This is a genomic window from Cellulosimicrobium composti, from assembly GCF_010287905.1.
Classification (GTDB): domain Bacteria; phylum Actinomycetota; class Actinomycetes; order Actinomycetales; family Cellulomonadaceae; genus Cellulosimicrobium; species Cellulosimicrobium composti.
In genome coordinates, this window is the sequence record NZ_JAAFAN010000083.1 from 1 (window position 1) to 14306 (window position 14306).

General features: G+C 74.1%; 12 protein-coding genes. 8 read left to right on the forward strand and 4 right to left on the reverse strand.

What is annotated here, in order from left to right:
• Window positions 1–160: 160 nt before the first annotated feature.
• Window positions 161–319: a hypothetical protein gene (locus tag GYH36_RS19385; protein ID WP_144425673.1), complete on the reverse strand. Its 159-nt coding sequence runs from the start codon at window positions 317–319 to the stop codon at window positions 161–163.
• A 114-nt stretch (window positions 320–433) separates the two neighbouring features.
• Here GYH36_RS19385 and dusB point away from each other — a divergent pair, with 114 nt between their 5' ends.
• Window positions 434–1669, forward strand: a complete 1236-nt coding sequence (gene dusB, locus GYH36_RS17355) for a tRNA dihydrouridine synthase DusB (protein WP_162290492.1) — start codon at window positions 434–436, stop codon at window positions 1667–1669.
• Between the two features lie 34 nt (window positions 1670–1703).
• Window positions 1704–2375 carry a hypothetical protein gene (locus GYH36_RS17360; RefSeq protein WP_024840864.1) on the forward strand — a complete coding sequence of 224 codons (672 nt, stop codon included), beginning with the start codon at window positions 1704–1706 and terminating at the stop codon, window positions 2373–2375.
• Window positions 2376–2428: 53 nt separating this feature from the next.
• Here GYH36_RS17360 and GYH36_RS17365 read toward each other — a convergent pair whose 3' ends face one another.
• Window positions 2429–4249 (reverse strand): glycoside hydrolase family 13 protein, encoded by a 1821-nt coding sequence (locus GYH36_RS17365; protein WP_162290493.1) that lies wholly within the window; start codon window positions 4247–4249, stop codon window positions 2429–2431.
• Between the two features lie 161 nt (window positions 4250–4410).
• The gene (locus GYH36_RS17370; RefSeq protein WP_231492846.1) at window positions 4411–5484 is read right to left on the reverse strand and encodes a LacI family DNA-binding transcriptional regulator; all 1074 of its coding nucleotides are present in this window, start codon (window positions 5482–5484) and stop codon (window positions 4411–4413) included.
• Between the two features lie 262 nt (window positions 5485–5746).
• Here GYH36_RS17370 and GYH36_RS17375 point away from each other — a divergent pair, with 262 nt between their 5' ends.
• The 4 genes from GYH36_RS17375 (at window position 5747) to GYH36_RS17390 (ending at window position 11534) form a co-directional block, all read left to right on the forward strand.
• Complete coding sequence (locus GYH36_RS17375; RefSeq protein ID WP_162290494.1) at window positions 5747–6979, forward strand: sugar ABC transporter substrate-binding protein; 1233 nt, start codon at window positions 5747–5749, stop codon at window positions 6977–6979.
• Between the two features lie 140 nt (window positions 6980–7119).
• A complete protein-coding gene (locus tag GYH36_RS17380) occupies window positions 7120–8766 on the forward strand; it encodes an ABC transporter permease subunit (RefSeq protein WP_115942761.1) in 1647 nt (548 codons plus the stop codon).
• 1 nt (window position 8767) lies between these two features.
• On the forward strand, window positions 8768–9679 hold the full coding sequence (locus GYH36_RS17385; RefSeq protein WP_162290495.1) for a sugar ABC transporter permease: 912 nt from the start codon (window positions 8768–8770) through the stop codon (window positions 9677–9679).
• Between the two features lie 4 nt (window positions 9680–9683).
• A complete protein-coding gene (locus tag GYH36_RS17390) occupies window positions 9684–11534 on the forward strand; it encodes a glycoside hydrolase family 13 protein (protein ID WP_162290496.1) in 1851 nt (616 codons plus the stop codon).
• 30 nt (window positions 11535–11564) lie between these two features.
• On the opposite strand, the gene GYH36_RS19885 is transcribed toward GYH36_RS17390, so the two are convergent.
• Window positions 11565–11996: a hypothetical protein gene (locus tag GYH36_RS19885; RefSeq protein ID WP_162290497.1), complete on the reverse strand. Its 432-nt coding sequence runs from the start codon at window positions 11994–11996 to the stop codon at window positions 11565–11567.
• A gap of 75 nt (window positions 11997–12071) precedes the next feature.
• Here GYH36_RS19885 and GYH36_RS17400 point away from each other — a divergent pair, with 75 nt between their 5' ends.
• Window positions 12072–12836 carry a metallophosphoesterase family protein gene (locus GYH36_RS17400; RefSeq protein ID WP_162290498.1) on the forward strand — a complete coding sequence of 255 codons (765 nt, stop codon included), beginning with the start codon at window positions 12072–12074 and terminating at the stop codon, window positions 12834–12836.
• A 23-nt stretch (window positions 12837–12859) separates the two neighbouring features.
• Window positions 12860–14306, forward strand: a 1447-nt coding sequence (locus tag GYH36_RS17405) for a deoxyguanosinetriphosphate triphosphohydrolase (protein ID WP_162290499.1), incomplete at its 3' end; no start/stop codon positions are given.

Here is a 14306-nt window from a genome sequence, read left to right on the forward strand (position 1 = left end):
ACAAGGCCCCCCTGAACCCCGCCGCCCACCGGCGCGGCGCCTGCGGTCCCGCGCGCGGCGGGGGGGCCGGGGCCGGGCGCACTCACGGGGGGGGCCCTCACCCGCGGCCCCGCCCCTTCGTCGCGTCTCGTCGGGACGCGTCGCCCCCTACGGCCTCGCGCTAACGAGCCGCGCCCTTCGCTCGGTTGAGCAGGCCGATCACGAGGCTCACGACCAGCACGATGATGCCGATCCAGATGAGGACCTTCGCGGCCTCGATGGCGACGCCGAGGATGAGCAGCACGGCGCCGACGATGACCAGGATGAGCCAGAGAGGCATGTCGTCCCTTTCGTCCATGTCCGGCCTGGATTGCCCGGACGTCACCACCGTGCCACGACTTCTCTTCGCTCGCTCGTCGAACGGGCTCCGGTGCTGGCGTGACCGGATGGGACAATGGAGCGCGTGACTGCACCCGCTCCTGCACTCAGCCCGGCGGCCGACGGCGCCGCCCCCGGCACCGGCCCGGTCCTCGGGCCGCTGCGGATCGGCCCGATCGTCGTCGAGACCCCGGTCGTGCTCGCCCCCATGGCGGGCGTGACGAACCGCGCCTTCCGCACCCTGTGCCGCGAGGCCGGCGCGAGCGGCGGCGACGACCCGGGCCTGTACGTGGCGGAGATGGTGACGAGCCGCGCGCTCGTCGAACGCAACCCCGAGGCGCTGCGCATCGTGACGTTCGGCGCGGACGAGACGCCGCGCTCCGCCCAGGTGTACGGCGTGGACCCCGTGACCGTGCGCGAGGCCGTGCGCATCATCGTCGCCGAGGACCGCGCCGACCACGTCGACCTCAACTTCGGCTGCCCCGTGCCGAAGGTCACGCGCAAGGGCGGGGGAGCGGCCCTGCCCTGGAAGCGCGACCTCTTCACCGCGATCGTGCGCGGCGCCGTCGAGGCCGCCCGCCCGTACGGCGTGCCCGTCACCGTGAAGATGCGCAAGGGCATCGACGACGACCACCTCACCTACCTCGAGGCGGGCCGCATCGCCGAGGACCTGGGCGTCGCGGCCGTCGCGCTGCACGCGCGCACGGCCGCCGAGCACTACTCGGGGACCGCCGACTGGTCCGCGATCGCCCGCCTCAAGGAGACCGTCACGAGCGTGCCCGTGCTCGGCAACGGCGACATCTGGTCGGCCGAGGACGCCGTCCGCATGGTGCGCGAGACGGGCTGCGACGGCGTCGTCGTCGGGCGCGGCTGCCAGGGCCGACCGTGGCTCTTCGCCGATCTCGCGGCCGCGTTCGCGGGCCGTCCCGAGCGCGTGCGTCCCGGGCTGCGCGAGGTCGCGACCACGATCTACCGGCACGGCGAGCTCATGATCGAGTACTTCGACGGCGACGAGGGCAAGGGCATGCGCGACCTGCGCAAGCACATGGCCTGGTACCTCAAGGGCTACGCGGTCGGCGGGGACGCGCGCCGCGCGCTCGCGATGGTCTCGACCCTCGCGGAGCTGCGCGACCTGCTCGACGCGCTCGACCAGGACGCGCCCTACCCGGGCGAGGCCGCCGAGGGTCAGCGCGGGCGCGCCGGCTCGCCCAAGACGCCGCACCTGCCGTACGGCTGGCTCGACTCGCGAGAGCTCGACGCCGAGCACGAGGAGAGGCTGCGCGAGGCCGAGCTGAGCGTCTCGGGCGGCTGACGCCGGTCGGACGACGACGAGACGGGGGGCTGCGGTGCGGTTCGAGGGGCGGCCGTCGTGGCGGCTGTCGGTGTCGGACGGCGGGGACCTCGACCTGCTGCTGTGGGTCCGCGACGCGCTGAGGCTCGTCGTCCCGTCCGACGACGTGCCGCCGCGCTGCGAGCCGGGAACTCCGGACCGGTCGGCGCTGGTCCCGGCGGGCGAGCGCGACGCCGCGGCGTCGCGATGGTACGGCTGGTGGTGCAGCGCCCTCGCGTTCGAGGCCGCCGGCCGGACGGAGGAGCCTCCGTCCGGGGAGGATGCGTTCCTCGGCTGGGTCCGCGCCCGGTCCGTCGCGCGGGACGGCGTCGGCGCACCGCCCGCGTTCTCGGCGCTGGGCGACGTGCGCGTGCTGCGCGACGCCGTCGCACGCCTGTTCCCCGAGGCGCACCGCACCCTCGCGGCGCGCGAGGCGGGCCGCGCGATGGCGCTGCACCGGCGGGAGGCGGCGGACGACCGTCGCGCGCTCGCCGCGGACGTGGCCCGCTCGCACGGCGTCGGGACCGGTGACGTGCGTGGCGCCGTGCTCGTGGTCGCGGTCGCCGGACCGTGGTGGCGCGTCGCCGCCCCGGGAGTCGTCGTGTGCTCTGCGTCCGCCTACGTCGACGACGCGGCGTTCGCCGCCCAGGTGGTCCGCGCCGCGTTCGAGTCCGGCCTGCGGGCATGAGGGCGGCCGGGGCCCTCGCGGACCCCGGCCGTCGTCGTGAGCGGCGCTCGGCGTCAGAGCGCGCGGAGCCAGACCGTCGTGTCGGACGGGACGCGCGACTGCGGGACGGCTGAGCGGTCCGTGAGGACCGGGCCCGACGCGACGAGCACCTCGACACCGCGCGGGAGCACGACCGGCTCGGTGCCGAGGTTCGCGAGCACGACGACGTCGCGGTTGCGGAACGCGACGACGTCGGCCGAGTCGCTGTAGTCCTCGACCCACGCGAGCGTGCCGGAGCCCAGACGCTCGGCGCGGCGCGTCGCGAGCGCGGCGCGGTACGTCTCGTACGTCGAGCCCTCGACGCCGCGCTGCGCGTCGGCGGCGTAGCGCGCGTACGACTCGGGCTGGGGCAGCCACGTCCGGCCGGTCGGCCCGAACCCGTACCCGGGGGCGTCCGCGTGCCAGGGGAGCGGCACGCGGCAGCCGTCGCGGCCGGCCTCGGCGCCCTGGGTGCGGAAGAACGCCGGGTCCTCGCGGACGTCGTCGGGCAGGGCCGTGTGCTCCGGCAGGCCGAGCTCCTCGCCCTGGTACAGGTACGACGACCCGGGCAGGCCGAGCATGAGCAGCGTCGCGGCGCGCGCCCGGCGCAGGCCGAGCTCCTCGTCGGGCTGCGGGTCGTGCGCGAAGATGCCGTTCGGGCGCAGGCCGGGGTCGGCGAGACCGAGGCGCGACGCGTGCCGCACGACGTCGTGGTTGGACAGGACCCACGTGGTGGGGGCGCCGACCTCGTCGTTCGCGCGCAGCGACGCGGCGATCACCGTGCGCAGCGGTGCCGCCGACCACGCGGTCGTGAGGAACGAGAAGTTGAAGGCCTGGTGCATCTCGTCCGGGCGGACGTACCGCGCGAGGCGCGAGAGCGGCTCGACCCAGGCCTCGGCCACGAGCGCGCGGTCGCCGTCGTACTCGGCGAGGACGCGGTGCCAGGACCGGTAGATCTCGTGCACGCCGTCCTGGTCGAACATCGGGCCGGAGTTCCCGGCGCCCGTCGACCCGTCCTCGGGCGCGCCCGGGTCGGTCTCGTCGTCGGCGGTGCCCTCCACCATGGACACGGTGCCGTCCCAGTCGGGCAGGCCGTCGGCCTTGACCATGCCGTGCGCGACGTCGACGCGGAACCCGTCCACGCCCTTGTCGAGCCAGAACCGCAGGACCTGCTCGAACTCCTCGCGCACCTCGGGGTTGGTCCAGTCGAGGTCGGGCTGGGAGGAGTCGAACAGGTGCAGGTACCACTGGCCGGGGGTCTCGCCCTCGGCGCCGGTGACCGGGCGGGCGCCGGCGCCCGCGGTGACGCGGGTCCACGCGGGGCCGCCGAAGATCGACTGCCAGTTGTTCGGCGGGAGCTCGCCGCGCTCGCCCTTGCCGTCGCGGAAGACGTAGCGCGCGCGCTCGGGCGAGCCCTCGGGCGCGGCGAGCGCGGCCTGGAACCACGCGTGCTGGTCGGACGTGTGGTTCGGGACGAGGTCGACGACGACGCGGACGCCGCGTGCGTGCGCCTGCGCGAGCAGCTCGTCGAAGTCGGCGAGCGTGCCGAACAGCGGGTCGACGTCGCGGTAGTCGGCGACGTCGTACCCGGCGTCCTTCTGCGGCGAGCGGTAGAACGGGCTGAGCCACACGGCGTCGACGCCGAGCTCGGCCAGGTGGTCGAGCTTGGACGTGACGCCGGGCAGGTCGCCGACGCCGTCGCCGTCGCCGTCCGCGAACGAGCGCGGGTACACCTGGTAGATCACCGCGTCGCGCCACCACTCGGGCGCCTCGCCGGGGCCGGCGTGCACGAGCGCCCCGGTGCTGAGGGGGGCCGGGGCGGTGGCCGTGGCGGTCGTCGAATCGATACGAGTCATCGAGCAGTCGGTCCTCACGTGCGTGGTGTCAGGGATCTTCTTCGGGTGCTGCGCTCGGCAGGTCGCGCGGGGCCGGACCCCGTCCCTGTCGAGTGTAAGCGCTTGCGGTGGGGTGTCGGCGAGACCGCCGTCGCGCGGGCCCGCGACGGCGTGCGGTCGCGTCAGGCGGTGGGGGCGCCCGTGGGGGCGAGGGGTGCCGCGGCGTCGTCCGCGACCGGTGCCGGCGCGGCACCCGTCGAGTCCCGGACGATGAGCTCGGGCTGGAACAGCAGCTCGGTGCGCGGGGCGCGCTCGCCCGCGATCTCGGTGAGCAGCGCGCTCACCGCGGCGTGCGCCATCGCGCTCACCGGCTGCCGGACCGTGGTGAGCGGCGGGTCGGTGAACGCGATGAGCGGCGAGTCGTCGTAGCCGACGACGGACACGTCCTGCGGCACGCGCAGGCCGCGCGAGCGGGCCGCCCGGATCGCGCCGAGCGCCATGAGGTCGGAGCCGCAGACGATCGCGGTGTGCCCCGAGTCGATGAGCTCGCCGCCCGCGGCCTGGCCGCCCTCGACCGTGTACAGCGTCACGACGACGTGCTCGGCCGCCGCGTCCGCGTCCGCCACGAGGCCGTGCCGGACCAGCGAGTCGGTGAAGCTCGCGAGCTTGCGGCGCGCGGGGACGAAGCGGTCGGGCCCGATCGCGAGGCCGATGCTGCGGTGGCCCAGCGAGACGAGGTGGCGGACCGAGAGCTCGACGCTCGCGACGTCGTCGGGCGAGACGAACGGCGCGTCGATGCCCTCGGCGAAGCCGTTGACGAGCACGATCGGGATGCCGCGGCTGCGCAGCCGCTCGTAGCGCTCGTGGCTCGCCTGGGTGTCGGCGTGGAGGCCGGAGACGAAGACGATGCCGTCGACCGCGTGGTCCATGAGCATGTCGACGTAGTCGTCCTCGGTCGTGCCGCCGGGCGACTGGGTGCACAGCAGGGGCGTGTACCCGTGCTCGGACAGCAGCGTCTCGATCGTCTGGGCGAACGCCGGGAAGACGGGGTTGGTCAGCTCCGGGACGACGAGTCCGACGAGGCCCGCCGAGCGTGTGCGCAGCGTCGAGGGGCGCTCGTAGCCCAGCACGTCGAGCGCGGCGAGGACCGCCTGGCGGGTCTCGCTCGCGACGCCGGGCTTCCCGTTGAGCACGCGCGAGACCGTCGCGGTGGAGACGCCGGCCTGGGCGGCGAGATCGCTGAGACGGGTGCGCACATGGGGAAGCGTAGGGGACACCGGACCTCCTCGTCCTGGTCGTCCGGTCGGCGAGCCGCGGATCTCCTGGGGAGACGCGCGGACCCGTCGGCCGGGGGAGGTGGTTGGCGCCGGACGGCGCCCTGCAAAGCGTTGCATGAAAGTTACCGCAACGACTTGCACGCGTGCCACCTCGCGCTCTACCGTCGTCGCATCAGGGCCACGGACGGTGCGAGCCGACGTCGGCCACCACCGCACTGCAACACGCTGGGAGTGACCACTGATGCGACGGAGCATCCTTCTTGCCGCCGCGCTGACCACGACGCTGGCGCTGGCCGCCTGCTCGTCCGGCGGCTCGGGCGACGCCACCACCGACGAGCCGAGCGCCGAGGAGACCTCCGCCGGCGGCTCGCTCACCGTCTGGGTCGACGAGACCCGCCAGGACGCCGTGACCGCCGCGGCCGAGTCCTTCGAGGCCGAGACGGGCACCACCGTCGAGGTCGTCCTCAAGAACTTCGAGGACATCCGCGCGGACTTCCTCGCGCAGGTCCCCACGGGCGAGGGCCCGGACATCACCGTCGGCGCGCACGACTGGCTCGGCGAGCTCACGACGAACGGCGTCGTGGCCCCGCTCGAGCTCGGCGACACCGCGGCGGACTTCGAGGACGTCTCCATCGAGGCGTTCACGCAGGACGGCCAGGTCTACGGCCTGCCCTACGCGATCGAGAACATCGCCCTCATCCGCAACACCGCGCTCGCGCCCGAGGCGCCGGCCACGTGGGACGACGCCGTGGCCGCGGGCCAGGCGGCGGGCACCGAGTTCCCGATCCTCGTGCAGTCCGACGGCGACAAGGGCGACCCGTACACGCACTACCCGTTCCAGACGTCGTTCGGCGCGCCCGTCTTCACGCAGAACGAGGACGGCTCCTACACGTCCGAGCTCGCGATGGGCGGCCCCGAGGGCCAGTCGTTCGCGCAGTGGCTCGGCGCGCAGGGCGCGGCCGGCGTGCTCAGCCAGGACACGACGTACGACATCGCCGTCGAGGCGTTCAAGAACGGGCAGTCGCCGTTCATCGTCGGCGGGCCGTGGATGATCGAGTCGTTCGAGGGTCTCGACCTGTCGATCGACCCGATCCCGAGCGCGGGCGGTCAGCCGGCGCAGCCGTTCGTCGGCGTCCAGGGCTTCTACCTCAGCGCCGAGAGCGACAACGCGATCGTCGCGAACGACTTCCTCGTGAACTTCCTCTCCACCGAGGAGGCCCAGCTCGCGCTGTACGAGGCGGGCCACCGTCCGCCGGCGCTGATCTCCGCCGCCGACGCGGCCGCCGCCGACGACCCGATCGTCGCGGGCTTCCGCGCGGTGGGCGCCGAGGCCGTGCCGATGCCGTCGATCCCCGAGATGGCCGCTGTGTGGAGCTTCTGGGGCGTCACCGAGGCCGCGATCGTCAGCGGTGCCGACCCCGTCGCCACCTGGGACAAGATGGTCTCGGACATCCAGGGCGCGATCGAGTCCTGATCCGGGTCCGACGGCCGTCGCGGCGCGCACCCGGTGCGCGCCGCGACGGCCGGCGCCACCTCCGGCCCGCAGGCCGTGACGCAGCACGACGACGCCTCGCCCCGACACGAGCCGCGTCCGACGACCCCGGAAGGACCACGATGTCTGCCCCTGTGACCACCGCCGACGACGAGCGCGCCGGCACCCCCGGAGCCGACGGCCCGCCCCCGCGCGGCGACCGCCGCCTGCGCGCCGCGGACTCGTCCCACGCGCGCGACTTCAGCCCGGGGTTCTTCGTCAAGCTCGCGCTCATGGCCGTCGTCGACGCGCTCGGCGTCTACGTGGTGTGGTCCGCGTGGACCGAGGGCTCGTACGGGATCCTCGTGGCGACGCTCGCGATGCTCGCGGCGGCGAACTGGGTGTACTTCTCCCGGCGCGCGCTGCCGCTCAAGTACATCCTGCCGGGCCTGATCTTCCTCCTCGTCTACCAGATCTTCGTCGTCGCCTACACCGGGTACGTCGCGTTCACGAACTACGGCACGGGGCACAACGCGACGAAGGAGCAGGCGGTCAACGCGCTCCTCGTCCAGAACGAGCGCCGCGTCGAGGGCTCGCCGTCGTCGCCTCTCACGGTGGTCGAGGACGGCGGCGCGCTCGGCTTCGCGGTCGTCACCGCGGACGGTGACGTCGAGGTCGGCACCGCGGAGCGGCCGCTGGAGGTCGTCGACGGCGCGACGGTCGACGACGGCCGCGCGACCGCGGTCCCCGGCTTCACGGTCCTGCCGCGCGACCAGGTGCTCCAGCGGCAGGCCGAGGTGACCGAGCTCCGCGTCCCGGTCTCCGACGACCCGGAGGACGGCTCGATCCGCACGACCGACGCGCGCACGGGCTACGTCTACACGTCGGCGCTCGAGTGGGACGCCGCGGCGGACACCATGACGGACACGACGACCGGGACGGTGTACACCCCGAACGACGAGGGCCAGTTCGAGGCCCCCGACGGCTCGACGCTCGCGGTCGGGTGGCGCGTGCCGGTGGGCCTCGACAACTTCGTGACGGCGTTCTCCGATGCCCGCTACGCGCAGCCGTTCGTCAAGATCCTCGTCTGGACGTTCGCCTTCGCCGTCGCCTCGGTCGTCACGACGTTCCTGCTCGGCCTGTTCCTCGCGATCGTCTTCAACGACACGCGTCTGCGCGGACGCAAGATCTACCGCACGCTCGTGATCCTGCCCTACGCGATCCCGGGGTTCCTCGCGGCACTGCTGTGGTCCGGCCTGCTCAACACGCGCTTCGGCTTCGTCAACGACGTCCTGCTGGGCGGCGCGCACATCCCGTGGCTCACCGACCCGTGGCTCGCGAAGCTCTCGGTGATCGGCGTCAACCTCTGGCTCGGCTTCCCGTACATGTTCCTCATCTGCACGGGAGCGCTGCAGTCGCTGCCGTCGGACGTCATGGAGGCGGCGAAGATCGACGGCGCCGGGCGGTGGCGCACGTGGCGCGCGATCACGCTGCCGCTGCTGCTCATCGCGACCGCTCCGCTGCTCATCTCGTCGTTCGCCTTCAACTTCAACAACTTCACGCTCATCTACATGCTCACCGGGGGAGGCCCGCGCTTCGCCGACGCGTCGGTGCCGCTCGGGCACACGGACATCCTCATCTCGATGGTCTACTCGATCTCGGGCATCGACGGGTCGGCCCAGAAGGACTTCGGTCTCGCGAGCGCGCTGTCGATCGTCATCTTCGTCATCGTCGGGACGATCTCGGCCGTCGCCTTCCGCAGCACGCGCAAGTTCGAGGAGATCAGCTGAGATGACGACCACCCAGGTACCCCCCGTCGTGGGCGGGCGTCCCGCGTCCGTCGCCCAGCGCCGCATGAAGCCGGGTCGCTGGTTCACCGAGCTCGGCTGGCGGCACGTCGTCGGCGTCGTGGCCGTCCTCTACGCGGCGTTCCCGCTGGTCTACGTGCTCTCGGCGTCGCTCTCCGAGAACGGGACCCTCACCGGCTCGAACACCCTGTTCGCCGACGTGAGCGCCGCGAACTACGCCGAGCTCGGCACCACGATGTTCTGGACGTGGATGCTCAACACGCTCGAGGTCGCGATCGCGACCTCCGTGGGCACCGTGCTCATGGGCGCGGCGGCCGCGTACGCGTTCTCGCGGTTCCGCTTCGCCGGCCGGCGGGTCGGGCTCACGTCGCTGCTCATCGTGCAGATGTTCCCCCAGATGCTCGCGTTCGTCGCGATCTTCCTGCTGCTCATCGGGCTGGGCAACGTCGTGCCGGTCCTCGGGCTGAACAGCAAGCTCGCGCTCATCGCGGTCTACCTCGGCGGGGCGCTCGGCGTGAACACGTTCCTCATGTACGGGTTCTTCAACACGGTCCCGCGCGAGCTCGACGAGGCCGCCAAGATCGACGGCGCGACGCACGCCCAGATCTACTGGACGATCATCCTGCGCCTCGTGGCGCCGATCCTCGCGGTCGTCGCGCTGCTGTCGTTCATCAGCACGTTCGGCGAGTTCATCATCGCGCGCATCGTCCTGTCCTCCGAGCGCAACTGGACCCTCGCCGTGGGGCTGTACGGATGGGTGTCCTCCCTCAAGGAGGCGAACTGGGGCCTCTTCACGGCCGGCGCCGTGATCTCCGCGCTGCCGGTGCTCGCGCTCTTCCTCTACCTGCAGAAGTACATCGTCGGCGGGCTCACCGCCGGGTCCGTGAAGGGCTGACCGCGTGCGCGGCGTCGTCACCCCCGCCCCGCACCACGACGGGTCCGCGCTGTACGTCCCCGAGGGCGTGCCCGCCCTCGGGGACACCGTCCCGGTCCGCGTGCGCGTGCCGCGCGCGGCCGGCGTGCGCGACGTCTGGCTGCGCACCGTGCGCGACGGCGAGCCCCGGCTCGCGCCCGCACGCCTCGACCGGTCGGACGAGCACGAGGACTGGTACGTCGCCGAGGTGCTCGTGCACAACCCGGTGACGTCCTACCGGTTCTTCCTCGACGAGGGCGACGCCGGGTACCGCTGGCTCAACGGGCGCGGCACGTGGGACCGCGACGTGCCCGACGCGGCCGACTTCCGGCTCACCGTGCACGACGGCGCGCCCGCGTGGATGCGCGACGGCGTCGTCTACCAGGTCTTCCCGGACCGGTTCGCGCGCTCGGCCGGGGCCGACGGGCGCCCGCTCCCAGAGTGGGCCGTCCCCGCGGCGTGGGACGACGAACCGCACGGCGCGGGCCCCGACGTCGGCACGCAGTACTACGGGGGCGACCTCGCCGGGATCGAGGAGCGGCTCGACCACCTCGTCGCGCTCGGCGTCACGACCCTCTACACCACGCCGGTCTTCCCGGGGAGGTCCAACCACCGCTACGACGCGAGCACGTTCGACCACGTCGACCCGCTGCTCGGGGGCGACGCGGCGTACGCGTCGCTGATCCGCGCCGCGCACGCGCGCGGGCTGCGCGTCCTGGGCGACCTCACGACGAACCACACGGGCGCGGGTCACGAGTGGTTCGCGCGGGCGCTCGCGGACCCGGGCGCGCCGGAGCGCGACTTCTACTACTGGGCTGACGGCGAGCCCGGGTACGTGGGCTGGCTCGAGCACGCGTCGCTGCCGAAGCTGTCCTACGGCTCGGCCGAGCTCGGGGCGCGCATGATCGACGGGCCGGGCTCCGTCGTCGGGCGCTACCTGCGCGAGCCGTTCGGTATCGACGGCTGGCGCATCGACGTCGCGAACATGACGGGGCGCCACGGCGCCGAGGACCGGACGCACGACATCGCGCGGCGCCTGCGCGCGACGATGCGCGGCGTGAACCCGGACGCGGCGCTCGTCGCGGAGCACTTCCACGACGCGTCGGGCGACCTCGCGGGCGACGGCTGGCACGCGAACATGAACTACTCCGCGTTCACGCGCCCGGCCTGGACGTGGCTGTCGCCGCCGGACTCGTCGGTTCCCTATCTCGGCCTGCCGGTCCGCACGCCCCGGCGCGGCGGGCGCGCCGTCGTCGAGACGATGCGCGAGTTCGACGCCGTGCTGCCGTGGCGGGTCACCGCGTCGCAGTGGAACATGCTCGGCTCGCACGACACCCCGCGCCTGCGCTCGATCGTCGGCTCGCGCGCGATGGTCGAGGTCGCCGCGACGCTGCTGCTCACCTACCCGGGCACCCCGGTGATCTTCGCGGGCGACGAGGTGGGCCTCACGGGCCTCAACGGCGAGCACGCGCGCGCGACGATGCCGTGGGACGACGCGAGCGCGACGGGCGGGGGCCCCGGGCGCTGGGACGGCGCGACGTTCGACCTGTACCGGGCGCTGATCGCGGTGCGGCGCGGCTCGGCCGCGCTGCGCCACGGCGGGATGCGCTGGGTGCACGTCGACGACGACGCCCTCGTCTACCTCCGGGAGACGCCCGACGAGAGGGTGCTCGTCGCGCTCGCACGGGCCCCGTGGGACGGCGTGGTGCTGCACCCCGCGCTCGTCGGGCGCGGGGAGGCGGAGCGGCTGCACGGCACGCTCGACCTCGCCCCGCACGACGGCGGCGCGCGGCTCGCGGGCGACGGCCCGGCCGTCGGGGTGTGGCGGCTGCCCTGACCGTGCCCGTGCGCGCCGGGTCGCTGCGGGTCAGGAGAACAGGTGCGCGACCCGGCGCACCGCCTCGTCGTACTGCGCGCGGTCGAACGTGAACGCACCGAGCCCCGAGTAGTCCCACTCGGGGCGGAAGGGCTGCGTGAGGTCGCGCCACGCGACGGTCGTCGCGCCGGCGTCGACCGTCACCTCGAACGGCCAGCACGCCGCCTCGTGGCAGTCGCACGCGAGCACCCACGCGTGCCCGCCCGCGGGCGTCCGCCCGCGCCCGTACCACTGGTGCGCGGCGTCGCCGTAGCGGAAGTACGCGGGGACGAGCCCGCCGTACGCGCCCGCGGGGGAGTACCCGCGCGACCGCTCGAACCCGCCCACGAGGTCCACGAGCGAGCGGCCGTCGACGTACGGGACGACCTCGACCAGGCCGTCGACGGTGACGGCCCGGAGCTCGAGCGCGTGCGGTGCACCCATGGCGGGAGGCTACGCCCGCGACGGCTCGCATGCCGTCCGGCACGACCCCTCGCGCGGTGTGACAGGATCGGCCGCGTGACCGTCGAGCGACTCGCGATCCTCTCGGACGTCCACGGCAACCTCTCGGCCCTCGACGCGGTCGTCGCCGACGCCCGCTCGCGCGGCGTGACGACGTTCGTCTGCCTCGGCGACATGGTCGGCAAGGGCCCGCGGGGGAGCGCGGTCGTCGACCGGTGCCGCGAGCTGTGCGCGGTGACGGTGCGCGGCAACTGGGAGGACTTCCTGCCCGCGACGCCCGACGACGGCCCGCCCGAGCACGTGTGGTGGCGCGACGAGCTGCGCCCCGACCAGCGCGACTGGTTCCGCACCCTCCCGCTCAGCCACGACCTGCTCCTCAGCGGGCGGCGCGTGCGCCTGTTCCACGCCTCGGCCGCGTCGGTGCACACCAAGGTGCACCTCGACCACACGCCCGCCGAGCTCGCGGGCATGTTCGCCGCGACCGACCTCACGGGCCCCGGACCCGAGCCGACCGTCGTGGTGTACGGCGACGTCCACGACGCCTACGTCGAGACCCGCCGCGGCCGCACCCTCGTCAACACCGGGAGCGTCGGCAACCCGCTCGACGAGCCCGTGCCCGTGTACGCGGTCCTCGAGGGCGTGCCCGGATCGCCCGACCCGGCGCCGTTCGCGGTCCAGCACGTGCGCGTGCCCTACGACGCCGAGGCGGAGATCGCCGTGGCGTACGACGTCGGCATGCCCGCCGCGGACGCGTGGGCGCGCGAGCTGCGCACCGGCGTGTACCGCGGCCTCCCGCTCGACGAGGCTCCCGCCGCGACCTGACCGGCCTCGTTACGCTGGGGCCCGTGCAGACGTTCGAGCAGGAGGCGTTCGACCCCGCGGTCGTCGGGACCGGGCCGCGCCCGGCGCGCGGCGAGGAGGGGACGGCGTCGTACTCGGACGCCGACACCGAGCGGTGGTTCGTGGAGTCGCCGAAGTCGCGCGCCCGGACGCCGTTCGAGCGCGACCGGGCGCGCATCGTGCACTCGTCCGCGCTGCGCCGACTCGGCGCCAAGACGCAGGTGCTCGGGCCGGGCAGCGACGACTTCGTGCGCACGCGCCTCACGCACACGCTCGAGGTCGCGCAGGTGGGTCGCGAGATCGGCAAGGCGCTCGGGTGCGACCCGGACGTCGTCGACACCGCGTGCCTCGCGCACGACCTCGGGCACCCCCCGTTCGGCCACAACGGCGAGCGCGCGCTCGCGGACCTCGCGGTGGACATCGGGGGGTTCGAGGGCAACGCGCAGACGCTGCGGCTCCTCACGCGGCTGGAGCCCAAGGTCGTCGACGGCGACGGCCGCTCGTACGGGCTCAACCTCACGCGCGCGAGCCTCGACGCGAGCGTCAAGTACCCGTGGGGCGCGGGCGAGGCGCCGCTGCGCGCCGACGGGCGGCCGACGCACAAGTTCGGCGTCTACGAGGACGACCGCCCTGTCTTCGACTGGCTGCGCGCGGGCGCGCCCAGCCAGGTCAAGTGCCTCGAGGCGCAGGTCATGGACCTCGCGGACGACGTGTCGTACTCGGTGCACGACGTCGAGGACGCGGTGGTGGGCGGCCGCATCGAGCTCGCCGTCCTCGACGACCCCGAGGAGCGGGCGCGCGTCGTGCGGGCCGTGCACTCCTGGTACGGCACCGCGTACGACGAGGCGGAGCTCGACGCCGGGATCACCCGCCTCCAGGGGACCGGTCACCTCGTCACGGGGTTCGACGGGTCGCGGCGCGCGCTCGCCGCGCTCAAGGACGCGACGAGCCAGCTCATCGGGCGGTTCACGGGCGCCGCGCAGGACGCGACGCGGGCCCTGTACGGCGACGGTCCCCTCACGCGGTACGCCGCGCGGCTCGTCGTACCGGACGAGACGGTCGCGGAGATCCTCGTGCTCAAGGGCGTCGCCGTCGCGTACGTCATGGCGCCCCGCGAGCAGGAGCCGCTCTACCAGCGCCAGCGCGAGGTGATCGCCGACCTCGTGGAGGTGCTCTCCGACCGGGCCCCCGTCGCGCTCGAGCCGACGTTCGCGGCGGACTGGGAGGCGGCGGCCGACGACGCGGCGCGCCTGCGCGTCGTGGTGGACCAGGTCGCGTCGCTCACCGACGTCTCGGCGATGCAGCTCCACGCGCGCCTCGTGGGCCCCCCCGCCGGGGCGGGCCGGGGCGCCGCCCGGGGCCCCGGCACCCCCGCGCGGGGCCCCACCCGGCGCGCCCGCGCGGGGCGTCCAGGGCGGGGGCGGGGTACGCGCCCGCCGCGCAGTTACCGCG